Here is a 16,571-nt window from a genome sequence, read left to right on the forward strand (position 1 = left end):
CCACTCTAGTCGGGTTGACAGCGGCCGTCGTCCGGGTAGGGTCACATATGTGACCAGCATTCAGAATGCCGAACAGCTTCCGGACGTCCACGCGACCCTCGCCGACGCCCGGATCCTGCCCGTCGTCGTCCTCGACCAGGCCCGGGACGCTGCTCCGCTGGCCGCCGCGCTGGTCGAGGGCGGGCTCCGCAGCGTCGAGGTGACCTTCCGCACCGACGCCGCCGCCGACGCGATCCGGATCATGGCCGAGCGGCCCGACGTGGTCGTCGGGGCCGGCACGGTGCTGACCACGGAGCAGGTGGACCGGGCGGTCGAGGCGGGGGCCCGGTTCGTGGTCAGCCCCGGCTTCGGGCCCCGGGTCGTCACGCACTGCCGGGCGCTGGGCATCCCCGTCTTCCCGGGCGTCGCCACCGCCACCGAGATCCAGATGGCGCTCGACGCCGGGCTGGACACCGTCAAGTTCTTCCCGGCCGAGCAACTGGGCGGCCTCGCCATGATCAAGGCGCTGTCCGCGCCGTACCGGGGGGTCCGGTTCGTTCCCACCGGCGGGATCAACGCCGGCAACCTCGCCGACTACCTCGCGCACCCCGCGGTGCTCGCGGTCGGCGGCACCTGGATGGTCGCCCCGCCGTTGATCGCCGCGGGCCGGTGGAGCGAGGTCACCCGGCTGACCGCCGCCGCCGTGGCCGCCGCCGGCACGCCCGCCGCCTGACCGTGCCGACCGCCGGCGCCCGACCGGCCGGCTGATCCGTCCCCACGACCGAACTGGATGAGGAGCCATGTCCCCGCTCGATCCGCGCCCGGCCGACCAGTGCCGTTACGACCTCGTGTCCCTCGGTGAGATCATGCTGCGCCTCGACCCGGGGGAGGGCCGGGTGCGCACCGCCCGCAACTTCCGGGTCTGGGAGGGCGGCGGTGAGTACAACGTCGCCCGTGGCCTACGCCGCTGCTTCGGGTTGCGCACCGCGGTGGTCACCGCCTTCGCCGACAACGAGGTGGGCCGGCTGCTGGAGGACCTGGTCCTCCAGGGCGGCGTGGACACGTCGCTGGTGCGGTGGACGCCCTACGACGGGATCGGCCGCGCCGTCCGCAACGGGCTCAACTTCACCGAACGGGGCTTCGGGCTCCGCGGGGCGGTGGGCACCTCCGACCGGGGCCACACCGCCGCCGGTCAGCTCCGGCCGGACGACGTCGACTGGGACCACCTCTTCGGCGAGCTCGGGGTGCGGTGGCTGCACACCGGCGGCATCTACGCCGCGCTGTCGGAGACCACCCCGGACACCATCGAGGCGGCCATGGTCGCCGCCCGCCGGCACGGCACCCTCGTGTCGTACGACCTGAACTACCGGCCCAGCCTGTGGAAGGCGATCGGCGGCCAGACCCGCGCCCAGGAGGTCAACCGGCGGCTCGCCCGGTACGTCGACGTCATGATCGGCAACGAGGAGGACTTCACCGCCAGCCTCGGCTTCCCGGTGCCCGACACCGACGAGAGCCTCACCGAGCTGGAAGCGGCGAACTTCCAGCGGATGATCCAGTCGGTCGTCCAGGAGTACGACAACTTCCGGGTGGTCGCCACGACGCTGCGGACCGTCCGGACCGCGACCGTCAACGACTGGGGCGCCATCGCCTGGTCCGCCGGATCCGGGTTCGTCCAGGCCACCCACCGCCCGGGGCTGGAGATCCTCGACCGGGTCGGTGGCGGCGACAGCTTCGCCTCGGGCCTGATCTTCGGGCTGCTGGAGTTCGGTGACCTGGCCACCGCCGTCGAGTACGGCGCGGCGCACGGCGCCCTGGCCATGACCACGCCCGGCGACACCTCGATGGCCAGCCGCAAGGAGGTCGACGCGCTCGTCCGGGGCGCCTCCGCCCGCGTGCAGCGCTGACCGGCGCCCCTCGGCCGGTCGCCGGTGACGGGATGCGGGACGGGACGGGGCGCTCTACGATGCCGCGATGAGCGCACCGTCGCGCATCCTGGTCTACGCGGTGTACGGCGCCGGCAAGTCCACCCTCGCGGCGCGGCTGGCCGAACGCCTCCGGCTGCCCTGGTACCCGGTCGACGACCTGCTCTGGCAACCCGGCTGGGTGGAGGTGCCGGCGCCCGAGCAGCGCCGCCGGATCGAGGCGATCTGCCGACGCGACCGCTGGATCCTCGACGGGGCGTACCACGGGTGGCGGGAGGTGCCGCTGGCCCGGGCCGACCTGGTGATCGGCCTGGACTACCCGCGCTGGCTCTCCTTCTGGCGGCTGCTGCGCCGGACCCTCGTCCGGCTGGTCAGCCGGGAGGAGATCTGCAACGGCAACCGTGAGTCGCTGGGCAGCGTGCTGTCCCGCGACTCGATCCTGCTGTGGCACGTCGCCGCCTTCGGCCGGGCCCGACGACGGATGCGGACCTGGCAAACCGACCCGTCCGGGCCGCCGGTGCTGCTGTTCCGGTCACCGGCGGAGGCGGAGCGCTGGCTGGCCGACCTGCCCCCGCCGGCGTCCCGTTCCGGCCGGCCCGGTCAGCCGAGACCGAGACGGGCCAGGGGCTCGACCAGCTCACGCTCCTCGTAGGACAGGTGGGACAGCAGCGCGTCGGTGAGCGCGTCCACCGCGGCGCGCAGACCGGACAGGTCGCCCGCCCCGCCGACCAGCGCCACCAGGGCCCGGTCGACCTGCTCGACCACCAGGTGGATGATCCTGTGTTCCTCTTCGAGGCGGGTGGTGACCGGGCCGAGACGGGGGTCACGCCGACGCAGGTGCGGGAGCATCGAGACGTCCTCGATGGTGTGGTGCGTGGTGACCAGCCGGCAGTAGGACTCGCAGTACGCGCCGAGCGTCCAGTTGTTCTGCCGCAGGGTCATCGCGTTGATGTGCGAGCGGGCGGCGGCCACGTCGAGCGCGCCCGCCGCCACCTGGTCCACCAGGTCCCGCACCTGGGCGAGCTCCTGGCGCAGGTGGTCGTGCACGTCGATCAGGTGCTGGCCCTGGGCCCGTTCCCGCGCGGAGTACCGGCGTCCGGCCTCCGGGGCGGGCCCGGTCGGCCGGGTGCTCTCGTCCCAGACGGCGGTGTCGCTGTGCCGCTTCCCGTCGTCGGGAGTGGGCGTCACGCCGAGGCCGGGGATCTCCCGCGGCACCGAGAAGTCCCCGCCGCCGCGCCCGGGCGTCGGCTCGGCCGGGGCCGGGCCACCGCCCGCCGCTGACCGGTCCGTGCTCCCGTTCGGGTTCGTGGCCCCTGTCGGTCCGGCGGTCGGGCCCGGGGGCGCCGTCGGGCCCGACGTGGCCGCCGCGCCCGCGCGGGCGGCGTCGACCAGCTCGCGGACCCGGGGCGCGACCTCGACGCCGAAGAGCCGGATGTCGGACGGGTCGTCGCTGGCCAGGATGAACGTGCTGACGCCGTGCGTGAGCGTGAGGTCGGCGAGCCGCCGCGCCCAGTCGTCCGGCGCGCCGGTGAGCGGGCCGGCGCCGCCGGGACCGAAGGTGCCGTCGACGTTGAGGAGACGACGTACGTCCCCGGGTGACCGCCCGGCCCGGACCGCCGCCGCGTCGATGGTCTCGTTCATGCCGGCCAGGTGGTCGAGGTCGAGGTAACCGAGGCTGGGCAGCCAGCCGTCCGCCGCGCGGCCGACCAGCCGCAGCATCCGGGGCTTGTAGGCGCCCACCCAGATGCCGATGTCGTGGGCCGGCAGCGGGCCGACCTTCGCGCCGGTGACCCGGTAGTGGTCGCCCTCGACCCGCGCCCCACGGCCGGACCGGCCCCAGATCGCCCGGATCACCCTGATCGCCTCGTCCAGCGCCACCACCGACTCCGCCGGGGTACGGCGTGGACCACCGTTGGCGACGATCGCGTCCCAGAACGCGCCGGCCCCGAGGCCCAGCTCGACCCGGCCGCCGGTGAGCAGGTCGAGGCTGGCGGCCGAGCGGGCGAGCACGGCCGGCGGGCGCAGCGGCAGGTTGGCGACGTTGGGCGAGACCCGGACCCGTTCGGTGCTGGCGGCGACGACCGACAGCAGCGTCCACGCGTCGAGGAAGGCCGGCTGGTACGGATGGTCCTGCACGGTGACCAGATCCAGCCCGACCTGCTCGGTGAGCTGGGCGAGGGCGACGACGTCGGTCGGCGCGTCGGCACGGGGGGTGAGGAACGTTCCGAACGACAGGTCATGCCCGTAGTCGGCCACGACGGAACCTCCGAGGCTGGTTGGGGGTGCCAACGATAGCCGTGACGCGTGCCCGCCCCGACGCGGCCGACGTCTGTCCCGACGCGGCCGACGGGTCGTCCCGTTCGGGGTGGCGTGTCCGGGTCCCCCCGTTTGGCCGACCCCGGGCCCTGGGTAGGCAGACCAGGGGCGCGGCACGGAACGAGGACCCGGGCCGGGCGTGCGACGGCGAGGGAGGACGGCATGTCGATGCGTGGCTGGTGGGCCGGAACGGGTCTGGCGGCGCTGACCCTCACGGCGGGCGCCTGCGCCGCGTCGTCCCCGGACGCGACGGGGCCGTCGGCGACGACGACGCAGCCGGCCACGACGAGCGCCCCGGCGTCGTCCGCGACGGGGAGCACGCCGACCGGTTCGCCGCAGGCGACCCCGACCGGCCCGACGGGCGGCCCGTCCTCCACGTCGACGGGCTCGGCGCCCCCGGTGCTCTCCGGCGACCGCCAGGTCACGATCGTCCGGGTGGACGCGTTCGAGTCGGGGCTGTCCATGACCGACGAGGGCCGGCTGGCCGAGGTCGACGACGACCGGGGGCGGCAGTTGTTCGTGCCCACCCCGCAGGCCGGCGGGAAGTTCCTGATCAAGGCTTACCAACGTGCCGGTGGGCGGCCGGTCTGCTGGCAGGTGGTCAATCCGGGCGGCGGCGGACCGCTCTCGGTCCGGGCCGCCACCTGCGCCGAGGACGACCCGCGCCAGCAGTTCGACATCGCCCCAGCCGCCGGTGACGCCGAGCGGACCTACGTGATCAGCAACAGCTCGGCGTTCCTGCGGAACTCGGCCCGTGACGGTCTGATCCTGGAGGAGCTCGGCGACGCCCCGCCGACCGACGCGTTCCGGCTCGTCGACAACGGCCCGGCGCCCGCCTGACCGGGCCGTCACGCCGGCCGTCCGCGCATTTCTCTGGATCTCGTAGCGGAACGGATCTCGGAAAGGAACGGGCGACAGCCGCGTCCGTTGTGTCAACCCGTCGGTCCCTCGCCGAAGATCCGGCGCTTCAGGCGGACGGGATAAGTGTTGCCGGTGCGGCGAAGCGGACGTTCCCGGACGCTTTCCAATGGTGGGTTCGGCGAGCGAAACCGTTTTCCCCGAGTTCGGGCCGGACGATGGCGGAGACGGGTGGGCGCGGGTTTTGCGCCCGGAAGTCCGACGCGCCGGCAGGCGACCCACCGTGGGTGCCTGCCGGCGCGCGGGGCGAACGGCGCCCGGTCGGTTACCGGGCGGCGCCGACCAGTTCGTTGGCGCCCGAGCGGTGCAGGATGTCCAGGATCAGGGAGCGACAACGGTCGATCTCGGCGGACGCCTCGTCGAGGCGGTCGACCTCCTGGCGCAGCGTCGCGACCAGGTTCCTGCACGGGTCGACGCGGGGAGTGGCGTCGACCACACACGGCAGCAGCAGCTCCACGGTGCGCAGGGGGAGACCCACGTTGAGCAGGGCCCGGATCCGGCGGACCTTCTCGATGTCCTCCGGGGCGTAGTGGCGGTACCCGTTCGCGGTGCGTACGGACTGGAGCAGCCCCTGCTGTTCGTAGTACCGAAGCAGTCTGGTGCTGACGCCGGTGCGTTCCGACAGCTCGCCGATGAGCATGGCAATCCTCCTCACACAAAGCCGCTTGACCTTCACACTACTGTCAAGGCTTACGTTCGCCCTATGAAAAGCTACGGTACTGGCCGTACGGCCGTCATCACCCATGGCGTACAAACTGTCGCCGACCACTGGGCCGAGGTTGCCAACCGGCTGCCCGGTCGCACGCTCGTCCCGAATCGTCGGGGTCGCGGAGAGAGCGTCCCGATCGGTGACGACTACGAACTCGCCACCGAGGTGGCGGATCTGCACCGGGTGCTCGACCAGGCCGGCCCGGAGCCGGTCCTGATCGGGCACAGCTACGGCGGCATGATCGCCCTGCTCGCCGCCGCCGAGCGGGACGACCTGGCGGGCCTCGTGCTGTACGACCCCACGGTCCCGGTCGACGGCCCGGTCACCGGGGACGGGCTGGACGTGATGCGCGCGGCGCTGAAGGCCGGGGACCGCGACACCGCGTTCGCCACCGTGCTCACCCGGGTCGTCGGTGAGTACCCGGAGGACGTGGAGGGCTTCCGGACCGGTGACCCGGCCGGCTGGGCCGGGATGCTGGAGCTGATCGACAGCACCTACGCCGAGCTCTCCGCGCTGGACCGGCTGGCCTACGACCCGTCGTTGCTGGCGAAGGTCACGGCGCCCACCTGGGTGATCGTCGGCGAGCGCAGCGACCGCGAGGAGCTGGTGTTCGGGCGGGCCGCCCGGGCGCTGGTCGACGGCATCGCCGACGCGAGGCTGGTGGTGCTGCCCGGTCAGGGGCACGTCGCGCACGTGGCCGACCCCGACGCCCTGGCCGACGCGATCCGGCCCGCGTTGAAGGGGTTCTGAGCGATGCGGGCGGTGCTGCTGCACGAGTACGGCGATCCGACGCTGCTGCGGGTGGCGGATCAGCCGGAGCCCACGGCCGGTCCGGGGCAGCTCCTGGTCCGGGTCGCCGCGGCCGCGGTGAACCCGGTGGACCTGCAGGTGCGCTCCGGCGAGCACGCGGCGCACGTCCGCGTGCCGTTCCCGATGATCCTCGGCTGGGACCTGGCCGGCACGGTCGTCCAGGTGGGCGCCGGAGTCTCGGCGTTCGCGCCGGGTGACCCGGTGGTGGCGATGTCGGCGCAGATGGCCACCGGTGTCGGCACGTACGCCGAGCTGGTCGCCCTGGACGCGGCGCTGGTCGCCCCGGCGCCCCGCAGCGTGCCGCTGGCGCACGCGGCGGCGCTGCCGCTGGCCGGTCTGACCGCCGAGCAGGCCCTGGACGTGCTGGACCTGCCGGCGGGCCGGACGCTCCTGGTGACCGGGGCGGCCGGCTCGGTGGGCGGCTTCGTGGTGGAGTTGGCCCGCACGCGTGGTCTGGAGGTGATCGCGCACGGCCGTCCCGGTGACGCCGGGACGGTCAGCGCGGTCCCGGCCGGCGCGGCCGACGGGTGGATCGACACCGCGGGTCTGCCCGGGGCGATCCAGGGGGTCCGGGACGGCGGTCGGGCGGTGTCGATCGTGCCGACCGCCGCGCCGGTCGCCGAGCGCGGCATCGAGGTGCGGATGTCCTTCGTCGAGCAGGACGGCATCCGGCTCGCGCAGCTCAGCAAGCTCGTCGACGAGGGCGCGCTCACGATCCGGGTCGGCGGGGTCTTCGACCTCGCCGAGGCCCCGGTCGCCCACGCCCGGCTCGCCGCCGGTGGCAGTCGGGGCAAACTGCTGCTCACTCCCTGAGGACCGGTCATGCCGCTTCCCCTGTTCGCGTTGATGCTGTGTGTGTTCAGTGTCGGCACCGCCGAGTCGGTGATCGCCGGGATCCTGCCGCAGATCGCGGGGGACCTGGGGGTCTCGGTGCCCGCGGTCGGGCTGCTCGTGTCCGGCTACGCCCTGACCGTCGTGGTGGGCGGTCCGCTCGTCACCCTGCTGACCGGGCGGATACCGCGCAAGTCGCTGGTGCTCGGCCTGATCGCCGTTTTCGTGGCGGGTAATCTGATCGCGGCGGTCGCCGACGATTATGCGGTGTTGCTGGCGGGACGCGTGGTTTCCGCGCTCGCGCACTGCACGATGTTCGCGGTGTGCATCGTGATCGCCAATGGTCTGGTCGGCGCCGGTCGGCAGGGTTCGGCGGTGGCCAGGGTCGCGCTCGGTCTCAATCTGGCGACCGTCGTCGGCGTGCCGATCGGGACGGTGCTCGGGCAGGAGTTCGGCTGGCGCTCCACATTCTGGGCGGTCCTGCTGATGAGTGTGGTTTCGGCGCTGCTGGTGTTCGGATTCGTGCCGGCGGTGCCGGGTCCGTCGAGTGCGGGCGCGGTCGGTGAGCTGGCGGTGCTGCGGGATCGGCGGGTGTGGTCCGCCGTCACGATGACCGTTTTCGCCAGCGCGGGTGCTTTCGCGGCCTACACCTTTATCGCGCCATTACTCACTGAGGTCGGTGGTTTCGGGCCGGTTGCGCTCACCACGCTGTTGTTCGTGTTCGGCGGCGGGTCGATTGTCGGCAATCTCGTCGGCGGTCGTCTCGTCGACCGGGCGGTGCTGCCGGCCCTGGTGTCGACGGTGGCGGCGCTGACGCTGTCCCTGCTGTTCCTGGCGGTGGTGGCGCCGGTGCGCCCGCTGGCGGCGGTGGCGGTGCTGCTGTTCGGGGCCAGCTATTTCTCGATCATTCCGGCCCTGCAGGCCCGCATCATGACGGCTGCGGGCGCGCGGGCGCCGACCTTGGCGCTCGCCGTGAACATCTCCGCCTTCAATATCGGAATCGGAGGCGGGGCGTGGCTCGGGGGTCGGGTGATCGACGCCGGGCTCGGCTACCGGGCGGTGGTTCTGGTGGGCGCCGCGGCGGTGGTGGTCAGTGTGCTGGTCGCTATCCGGGAATTGATCGTGGCGCGAGCGCGGGATACGTCGACCGTCAGTCGGGAACACCAGCTCGTTTAACGTTCCTCGTTGATCTGTTTAACCTGGTTGTAGCCTTCGGTGGGAAAGCTTGGGTGGGTCTGCTGCGGTGGGCTTGCCCAAGCTTTCCCGTGCATCTTGGATGTGATCTGCGAAAAGCTGTGAGGCAATGCACAGGGTGTTGTTAAGCGCATCGTGGCATGTCAATATTAGCTAGCTCGCCCGAACGTAGAGGCCAGTCCCGTTCGGGTTCGAGGTTCTGACTGTTCTGTCAGTCAATCGAGACCGGGGGTGAATCATGTCAATCAACTTGGCGGACCGGGGGGTCGTACGGTCCGAAAACGGGCTCTACGTCTACAGCGAGCAGGTGGACTCCTGGGTGGTCCGGACGCAGAAGCCGGTCAGCTACGAGATCCGGTTCGTGGACGACGTGCTCGACCCGCGTCACCGGGACCTCATCGACTTCGGCGGCCGGACCGAGGGTCGGCAACGTCGGTTCGTGGTGGTGGACAGCAAGGTCGACCTGCTGCACGGGGACCGGATCCGCGAGTACTTCGACCAGCACGGCGCCGAGTGCGCGCTGTCGGTCGTGCCGGCCGACGAGACGGTCAAGGACTTCGAGACCGCCGCCCGGATCGTGCGGGAGATCGACGCCTTCGGCATCAACCGGCGGACCGAGCCCATCATCGTCTTCGGCGGCGGCGTGCTGATGGACATCGTCGGCCTGGTGGGCAGCCTCTACCGGCGGGGCACCCCGTTCGTCCGGGTCCCCACCACGCTGATCGGCCTGGTCGACGCCGGTGTCGGCGCGAAGACCGGGGTGAACTTCAACGGCCACAAGAACCGGCTGGGCACCTACTTCCCGGCCGACCTGACCCTGCTGGACCGGTCGTTCCTCGGCACGGTGGACCGCCGGCACATCGGCAACGGCCTCGCCGAGATCCTGAAGATCGCCCTGATCAAGGACGTGCGGCTGTTCGAGCTGCTCGAGGAGCACGGCGCCGACCTGCTGGCCAACAAGTTCCAGGGCGTCAACCGCGCCGGCGACATCGTGCTGCGCCGCGCCATCCACGGGATGCTGGAGGAGCTCCAGCCCAACCTGTGGGAGGCCACCCTGGAGCGGTGTGTCGACTACGGACACACCTTCAGCCCGACCGTCGAGATGCACGCCCTCCCCGCGCTGCTGCACGGCGAGGCGGTCTGCGTGGACATGGCGCTCACCACCGTCATGGCCACCCGGCGCGGCCTGATGACCGAGGCGGAACGCGACCGGGTCTTCGAGGTCATGCGTCGGCTGGAGCTGCCGAGCTGGGACCCACGCCTCTGCCCGGACCTGCTGATGAAGGCGTTGCAGGACACCGTCCGGCACCGCGACGGCATGCAGCGGCTGCCGCTGCCGGTGGGCATCGGCGGCGTCACGTTCGTCAACGACGTCACCGCCGAGGAGATCGCCGCGGCGGTCGAGGCGCAGCGCGCGATCGGCGTCGCCCGTCATGTCTGACCAGATCGTCGTCACGGACGTCGAAGGCGTCACCGACATCTTCGGCGTCCACGGCGCCACCGGCATGAGCCACTGGAAGTGCCTGGCCAGCCGCCGCCACCTGCGCGGCGACTGGGAGGCGGTGGAGCTGGCCCGGGTGCCGCCGGGCGGGTTGTCCGGCGAGCACCGGCACACCCGGACCGAGGAGATCTACTACGTGGTGGCGGGCGAGGGCGAGATGTCGCTCGACGGCGTCGGTCACCGCGTCGCCGCCGGATCGGTGGTGCTGACCGGCCTGGGCACCATCCACGGTCTGCGCAACACCGGCGCCACCGACCTGGACTGGATCACCGTCGAGGTGCGGGTCCCGCACCCCGTGAGCCCCCTGGAGGAGAAGGTGAACGCACACATCCACGACCTGAGGGCGGCGGGTGAGCTGGACACCACCGCGTTCTTCACCGGGCCGCTGCGCCGGGTCGCGGTGCGGACGATGGCCGCCGACACCGAGCTCCCGCTGCACGCCGTCGGCGTGGAGCACGCGATCTTCGTGCTCGCCGGCTCGGGCAAGGCCGAGACCGTCGAGCTGCGCCCCGGGGTCGCGGTGACCCTGCCGCTGGGCACCGGCGCGCAGGTCTCCGCCGGCCCGGACGGGCTGGAGTTCTTCCACGTGGAGCTGACCGTGCCCCGGTCGAGGAGCCAGCGGTGATCGTCAACCACCACGACGTCCCGGGCCGGGTGGGCGACTCCGAGACCTGGCGCTGCCTGGCCCGGCGCGGGATGCTGCACAGCGAGACCGAGTCGTTCGACCAGCTCCGGCTGGGCCCCGGCACGGAGCTGGTGCACGACCCCGCCGACGCGGTCGAGGAGCTGCTGTACGTGGTCTCCGGCTCCGGCCGGGCCGACGACCGCGCGCTGGCCCCGGGCGCCGTCGTGCTCGCCCCGCACGACCGTCGGGTCGTCCTCACCGCCGCCCCCGACGACGGACTCGAACTGCTCGTGGTGCGGACTATGCCGGCCGAGGTCAGCGGCGCGTTGCCGGCCCGGGTGCCGCAACTGCCCGACTGGCCGGTCGGCACGATGCGGGCGGCGGCGATCCTGGGGCGGCACGAGGTGTCCGTGGTCGACGCCCCGATCCCGGCCACCCGGCCGGGGCAGGTGCTCGTCGCGCCGCTCGTGGTCGGGCTCTGCGGCACGGACCTGGAGCTGCTGCACGGCACGGCCACCTACGTCCGCGACGGCCGTACGACGCTGCCGCACGTGTTCGGCCACGAGTGGGTCGGCCGGGTGGTGGCGGTGGCGGACGGCGCGAACCCGAGGATCAAGCTGGGTGACCGGGTGGTCGGGCACACCATGCTGCCGTGCGGGCGGTGCCGCTCCTGCCAGCGTGGCGTACGCAACGGCTGCGCGTCGCTGCGGGAGGTCGGCCTCTACGGCCAGCAGGGCGCGGCGGCCGAGTACGTCAGCATGCCGGCCCACGAGCTCACCCTGGTCCCGCACGAGGTCGACGACCGGGCCGCGGCGCTGGTCGAGCCGACGGTGACGGTCCTGGCCGGCTTCGACCGGGCCCACGTCACGCCCGGTGACCGGGTGCTGGTGCTCGGCACCGGCACGATCGGGCTGCTGGCGGTGCAGCTCGCCGCGCGTACCGCCGGGGTGGTGGACGTGGTGGGCGTGGCCGACGGCGGCCTGGAGCTGGCCCGGGCGTACGGCGCACGACGCGCCTTCCGGCCCGGGGAGGCGCCGTCGGGCGGCTACGACGTGGTGGTCGAGGCGTCCGGCGCGGCCCCGGCGTTCGCCGAGGCGCTGCGGTTGGCCGACATCGGCGGCCGGGTCTGCGCCATCGGGGTGCCGGCCGCGCCGGTCGACCGGGTGGACGCCGCCGACCTGGTGCTGCGCGGCATCAGCGTGCACGGCATCCGGCACGGCCTGGACCACTACGAGCGGGCGCTGGCCCTGTTCGCCGGTGGCGTGCTGACCGCGGCCGGCATGATCACCGACCCGTTCCCGTTGGCCGACGTGGCCAGGGCGTTCGCCGAGCTGGAGAACGCCGATCGTAGATATCCCAAAGTAGCTCTGCACGTGGGGGAGTAGACATGTTCCGTTCCATCGCCGTCGTCACCGGCGCCAGCTCGGGCATCGGCGCGGAGATCGCCAAAGCGCTCGGCGCGGCCGGCCACGACGTCCTGCTGGGTTACGGCGTGAACGCCGTCGCCGCGAAGGGGCTCGCCGACCGGATCGCCGCCGAACACGGGGTGCGTACCGGACTGGTGGGCCTGGACCTGACCGAGCCGGAGCTGGCCGCCGAACAGTTCGCCGCGGCCGTCGACACCTTCGGCGGGATCGACGTGCTGGTCAACAACGCCGGGGTGAACCGGCGGGCCGAGGCGGTCGACGAGACGGTCGAGGACTGGCGGCGGGTGTTGGAGGTCAACCTCACCAGCCCGTTCGTGCTGGCGAAGCTGGCCGCCCAGCGGATGCTCGCGCAGGGCCGCGGCGGCCGGATCATCAACGTCACCAGTTGTCACGAGCACTACCCGATCAGCGGCGGGTCGACGTACTGCGTGAGCAAGGCCGGGCTCGGCATGCTCACCAAGGTGATGGCGCTGGAGCTCGCCGGCGCCGGCATCACGGTCAACGCGGTGGCCCCCGGCGAGACGGCCACCCCGATGAACGGCGTCCCCGACGGCGTGGACGCCGCCGACATCCACCGGCCCGCCATCCCGGCCGGCCGACCGGGCCGCCCGGCCGAGGTCGCGGCGCTGGTCGCGCACCTCGCGTCCCCGGCGGCCGGCTACACCACCGGAAGCTCCGTGATCATCGACGGTGGGCTCGGGCTCACCGCCGCCGAGGCCAACGCCCAGCGGGCGGGCCAGTTCTGAGGAGGAGCAGCGATGCCTGGTATCCCCACCGCCCGCAACGTCGACCACCTCGCCTACACGGTCCCCGACCTCGACCAGGCCGACAAGTTCTTCACCGAGGTCCTCGGCGCGCAGGTGCTGTACCGGCTGGGCCCGGTCCAGGAGCCGGACAGCGACTGGATGGCCGTGCAGCTCGACGTGCACCCCCGGGCCAGCGCCCAGATCAGTCTGCTCCGGCTGGGTGAGGTGACCAACCTGGAGCTGTTCGAGTACACCGCGCCGGACCAACGGACCGTGCCGCCGGCGAGCACCGACGTCGGCGGGTACCACATCGTCTTCGACGTGGCCTCCCTGGACGACGCGGCGGACCACCTCGCCCGGCACGGCGTCGCCGCCAGCCGCCGCGGGGACTCGCTCTTCTTCGCCTCGCCCTGGGGCATGGCGTTCGAGGCGCGGCTCGCCCCGGAGATCGACGGCCTGTTCCGGCCCGGCGGCTCGTGGAACGTCAGCCAGGTCCGGTACACCGTCGCCGACCTCGACGCCAGCGTCGGCTACTTCACCGGGCACCTCGGGGCCCGGCTGCTGCGGCGGGACCCGGACGCGGCGCTGCTGCGGCTCGGCCCGGTGACGAACCTGGAGCTGCGGCAGTGCGCGCCGGGGGCGCGCACGCGGCGACCGCGCAACAGCGACGCCGGCGGGCACCACCTGGCGTTCCACGCCGAGGACGTGGACGCGGCGGCCGCGTACCTGCGGGGTCTGCCCGGCTTCCGGGTGCTCGGCGACGTGCAGCTCATCGCCGACGGCGGCCCGATCCACGGCGACCGCTGGTTCTACTTCACCGCCCCCGACGGCTTCCAACTGGAGGTGCTGAACATGCCGCCGGGCATGCCGTACGAGCAGTTCACCAGCGCGCGCCGGTTCGGCCCCGCCCCGGAGTGGACGACCGACTGATGCGCTGGACGGACCTCTACCTCAACGCCGCCTCGGTGGTCGTCGAGCGGCAGGTCACCGTCGCCGAGGCGGTGGCGGCCGGCTGGTACGACGCGGCGGAGGCCGACCGGACCCGGCAACGGGCCGTCGCGGTGGCCGACTCGTCCGGCCCGGACCTCGGGGTGGCCGCCGGCCGGGCCGCGCTGCGGGCCAGCGGCCTCCCGCCGGCCGACGTGGGTCTGGTGATCCACGCGAGCTGCTACTTCCAGGGCGTGGAGTTCTGGAACGCCGGCGCGTACGTGCAGCACCACGTGCTCGGTCACGGCGACGCCACCGCGTTCGAGCTGCGCCAGATGTCCAACGGCGGCATGTGCGCCCTGGACGTGGCGGCCGGGCAGCTCGCCGCGCGGCCCACCCTGGGCGCGGCGCTGCTGACCACCGGGGACCGCTTCTGCGAGCCGGGTTTCCCGCGCTGGCGTACCGACCGGGGGTTGGTGTTCGGTGACGCCGGCACCGCCGTGGTGCTCAGCCGCCGGCCCGGGCCCCTGCGGCTGGTGGCCACCGCGTCGTACGCCGCGCCGGAGCTGGAGGGGCTGCACCGCGCGCCGTTCGCCGCCGGGTTCCACCAGGCCGGTCCGGTGGACCTGCTGGACCGCAAGCGGCGGTTCCTGGAGACCATGCCGGTCAACGAGGTGACGGCCCGCAACGAGGCGGGCATGCTCACCGCGATCAAGCGGTGCCTGGAGGACGCCGAGGCCAGCATCGACGACATGGCGACGGTGGTGGCGCCGTTCTTCGGCGCGGACCTCAGCGCCAAGCAGTGTCTGCGTCCCATCGGTCTGCGCGCGGAGCAGACCCTGCTGGAGTGGGGACTGGACATCGGCCACCTTGGCTCCGGCGACCAGTTCGCCGGGCTCGCCCACCTGCTCGACTCCGACGCCCTCACCGCGGGCCGACGCGTCCTGCTGGTCGGCGTCGGGGCCGGATTCACCTGGACGTGCGCGGTAGTGGAGAAGGAGTGACGTGACTTCCAACTGGGGGGGACGACTGTCCCGTCGGGGTCTGATCGGCGGGATGGCGGCAGTGGGCGCGGCGGCGGCGGTGCCGTCCGCGCCGGTCACGGCGGCGCCGGCGGCGTCGCCCGGAGCGACGGCGGCGGCTTCGACCGAGCCGACCGCGGTGGTGGTCGGACCGGACGACCACCGGTACGGCGACCTGGTGCGGGGCACCAACGCCCGGTGGGTGGGGCAGCCCGAGCGTGTGGTGCTGGCCCGCACGACCGCCCAGGTCGTGGCGGCGGTGCAGGCCGCCGTCGACGCCGGCAAGCGGATCTCGGTGCGCAGCGGCGGTCACTGCTACGAGGGGTTCGTGTCGAACCCCGAGGTCAAGGTGATCGTCGACCTGTCGGAGATGAACCGGGTGGACTACGACCCCGGGCGGCGCGCGTTCGTGATCGAGCCGGGCGCGATGCTGTCCGAGGTGTACGAGCGGCTCTACAAGTTCTGGGGCGTGACGATCCCCGGCGGGTCCTGCCCGTCGGTGGGGGCGGGCGGCCACATCGTCGGCGGCGGCTACGGGGCGCTGTCCCGGCTGTTCGGGCTGACCGTCGACCACCTGTACGGCGTCGAGGTCGTCACGGTCGACCGCGCCGGGACCGCCCGGGCGGTGGTCGCGACGCGGGAGCCGGGCGACCCGAACCGGGAGCTGTGGTGGGCGCACACCGGTGGGGGCGGCGGCAACTTCGGCATCGTGACGCGGTACTGGCTGCGTTCGCCGAACGCGACCGGCAGCGACCCGGCCGGTCTGCTGCCCCGTCCGCCGGCCGAGGTGGTCCTGGTGAACGCCTCGTGGTCCTGGTCGTCGTTGACCGAGGAGACGTTCGCCCGGCTGGTGACGAACTTCGGCCGCTGGCACGAGCGCAACTCCGCGCCCGGCTCGCCGGCCACCAGGCTGTTCAGCCAGCTCAAGCTGTTCCACCGCAGCGGGGGCAACGTGGTGCTGGTCGCCCAGGTCGACGCGGGCGCGGCGAGCCTGCTCTCGCCGTTCCTCGCCGAGATCGACGCCGGGGTGGGCGGGATGACCGTCACCGAGCGCCGCCAGGTGAACTGGCTGCACGCCACCGGCTGGCCGGGCTTCGCCGGCATCGACCCGACGCTGCGGTTCAAGGACAAGTCGGCCTACCTGCGCCGGTCGTTCACGCCGACGCAGGTCGCGGCGATCCACCGGCACCTGACCGACGGGTACCGCAACGGGGCGGCGTTGCTGCTGCTGGCCGGCTACGGCGGGCAGGTCAACGCGGTGGCGTCCGACGCCACGGCCGTGCCCCAGCGGGATTCGATCCTGAAGGCGCAGTACCTCAACTTCTGGAGCGACCCGGCGGAGGACGAGCAGCACCTGAGCTGGGTGCGGGACTTCTACCGGGACGTCTACGCCGAGACCGGCGGGGTGCCGGCGCCGAACCAGGTCAACGACGGCTGCTTCGTCAACTACGCGGACGTGGACCTCGGCGACCGTACGCTGAACCGCTCCGGGACGCCCTGGCACGCCCTGTACTACAAGGGTGGCTACCCCCGGTTGCAGCGGGCCAAGGCGCGTTGGGACCCGACGAACGTGTTCCGGCACGCCCAGTCGATCCAGTTGCCCTGAGCCCCGGGACTCTTCATCGACGGATGTCATTGACGAGA

16 protein-coding genes are annotated in these 16,571 nt (G+C 72.9%); 14 read left to right on the top strand and 2 right to left on the bottom strand.

The features are described 5' to 3' along the window. Positions 1-49: 49 nt before the first annotated feature. The 3 genes from eda to O7606_RS03720 all read left to right on the top strand — a co-directional run bounded on the left by eda (position 50) and on the right by O7606_RS03720 (position 2,553). Entirely contained in the window at positions 50-712 is a 663-nt protein-coding gene (gene eda, locus O7606_RS03710) for a bifunctional 4-hydroxy-2-oxoglutarate aldolase/2-dehydro-3-deoxy-phosphogluconate aldolase (RefSeq protein ID WP_281597581.1), read from the top strand. Between the two features lie 67 nt (positions 713-779). Beyond that, positions 780-1,883 carry a sugar kinase gene (locus O7606_RS03715; RefSeq protein ID WP_281597582.1) on the top strand — a complete coding sequence of 368 codons (1,104 nt, stop codon included), beginning with the start codon at positions 780-782 and terminating at the stop codon, positions 1,881-1,883. A 67-nt stretch (positions 1,884-1,950) separates the two neighbouring features. After that, positions 1,951-2,553, top strand: a complete 603-nt coding sequence (locus tag O7606_RS03720) for an adenylate kinase (protein ID WP_281597583.1) — start codon at positions 1,951-1,953, stop codon at positions 2,551-2,553. Here O7606_RS03720 and O7606_RS03725 read toward each other — a convergent pair. Next, positions 2,502-4,157 (bottom strand): LLM class flavin-dependent oxidoreductase, encoded by a 1,656-nt coding sequence (locus tag O7606_RS03725; protein ID WP_281597584.1) that lies wholly within the window; start codon positions 4,155-4,157, stop codon positions 2,502-2,504. The two genes, O7606_RS03720 and O7606_RS03725, sit on opposite strands and share 52 nt — an antisense overlap. A gap of 222 nt (positions 4,158-4,379) precedes the next feature. On the opposite strand from O7606_RS03725, the gene O7606_RS03730 reads away from it, so the two are divergent. Next, the gene (locus O7606_RS03730; RefSeq protein WP_281597585.1) at positions 4,380-5,057 is read left to right on the top strand and encodes a hypothetical protein; all 678 of its coding nucleotides are present in this window, start codon (positions 4,380-4,382) and stop codon (positions 5,055-5,057) included. A 343-nt stretch (positions 5,058-5,400) separates the two neighbouring features. Here the strand turns inward: O7606_RS03730 and O7606_RS03735 are convergent, their stop codons facing one another. After that, positions 5,401-5,775 carry a MerR family transcriptional regulator gene (locus O7606_RS03735; protein WP_281597586.1) on the bottom strand — a complete coding sequence of 125 codons (375 nt, stop codon included), beginning with the start codon at positions 5,773-5,775 and terminating at the stop codon, positions 5,401-5,403. A gap of 63 nt (positions 5,776-5,838) precedes the next feature. Between O7606_RS03735 and O7606_RS03740 the strand changes: the two genes are divergently transcribed. The 10 genes from O7606_RS03740 to O7606_RS03785 all read left to right on the top strand — a co-directional run bounded on the left by O7606_RS03740 (position 5,839) and on the right by O7606_RS03785 (position 16,533). Further along, positions 5,839-6,594, top strand: a complete 756-nt coding sequence (locus tag O7606_RS03740; protein ID WP_281597587.1) for an alpha/beta hydrolase — start codon at positions 5,839-5,841, stop codon at positions 6,592-6,594. A gap of 3 nt (positions 6,595-6,597) precedes the next feature. Further along, positions 6,598-7,467 (top strand): NADP-dependent oxidoreductase, encoded by an 870-nt coding sequence (locus O7606_RS03745; protein ID WP_281597588.1) that lies wholly within the window; start codon positions 6,598-6,600, stop codon positions 7,465-7,467. Between the two features lie 9 nt (positions 7,468-7,476). Then, complete coding sequence (locus O7606_RS03750) at positions 7,477-8,661, top strand: MFS transporter (protein WP_281597589.1); 1,185 nt, start codon at positions 7,477-7,479, stop codon at positions 8,659-8,661. 256 nt (positions 8,662-8,917) lie between these two features. Continuing rightward, positions 8,918-10,120, top strand: coding sequence for a sedoheptulose 7-phosphate cyclase (locus O7606_RS03755; RefSeq protein ID WP_281597590.1), 1,203 nt, complete (start codon positions 8,918-8,920; stop codon positions 10,118-10,120). Beyond that, complete coding sequence (locus O7606_RS03760; protein WP_281597591.1) at positions 10,113-10,805, top strand: cupin domain-containing protein; 693 nt, start codon at positions 10,113-10,115, stop codon at positions 10,803-10,805. Before O7606_RS03755 ends, O7606_RS03760 begins: the two co-directional genes overlap by 8 nt. Continuing rightward, on the top strand, positions 10,802-12,190 hold the full coding sequence (locus tag O7606_RS03765) for an alcohol dehydrogenase catalytic domain-containing protein (protein WP_281597592.1): 1,389 nt from the start codon (positions 10,802-10,804) through the stop codon (positions 12,188-12,190). The genes O7606_RS03760 and O7606_RS03765 overlap by 4 nt, the downstream gene beginning before the upstream one ends. Positions 12,191-12,192: 2 nt before the next feature. Continuing rightward, positions 12,193-12,978 (top strand): SDR family oxidoreductase, encoded by a 786-nt coding sequence (locus tag O7606_RS03770; protein WP_281597594.1) that lies wholly within the window; start codon positions 12,193-12,195, stop codon positions 12,976-12,978. 12 nt (positions 12,979-12,990) lie between these two features. Beyond that, positions 12,991-13,908, top strand: a complete 918-nt coding sequence (locus O7606_RS03775; RefSeq protein ID WP_281597595.1) for a VOC family protein — start codon at positions 12,991-12,993, stop codon at positions 13,906-13,908. After that, positions 13,908-14,909, top strand: coding sequence for a ketoacyl-ACP synthase III family protein (locus O7606_RS03780; RefSeq protein ID WP_281597597.1), 1,002 nt, complete (start codon positions 13,908-13,910; stop codon positions 14,907-14,909). The genes O7606_RS03775 and O7606_RS03780 overlap by 1 nt, the downstream gene beginning before the upstream one ends. 1 nt (position 14,910) lies before the next feature. Next, the gene (locus tag O7606_RS03785; protein ID WP_281597598.1) at positions 14,911-16,533 is read left to right on the top strand and encodes an FAD-binding protein; all 1,623 of its coding nucleotides are present in this window, start codon (positions 14,911-14,913) and stop codon (positions 16,531-16,533) included. The last annotated feature ends 38 nt before the right edge of the window (positions 16,534-16,571 follow it).

This window comes from Micromonospora sp. WMMD882, from assembly GCF_027497255.1.
Classification (GTDB): domain Bacteria; phylum Actinomycetota; class Actinomycetes; order Mycobacteriales; family Micromonosporaceae; genus Micromonospora.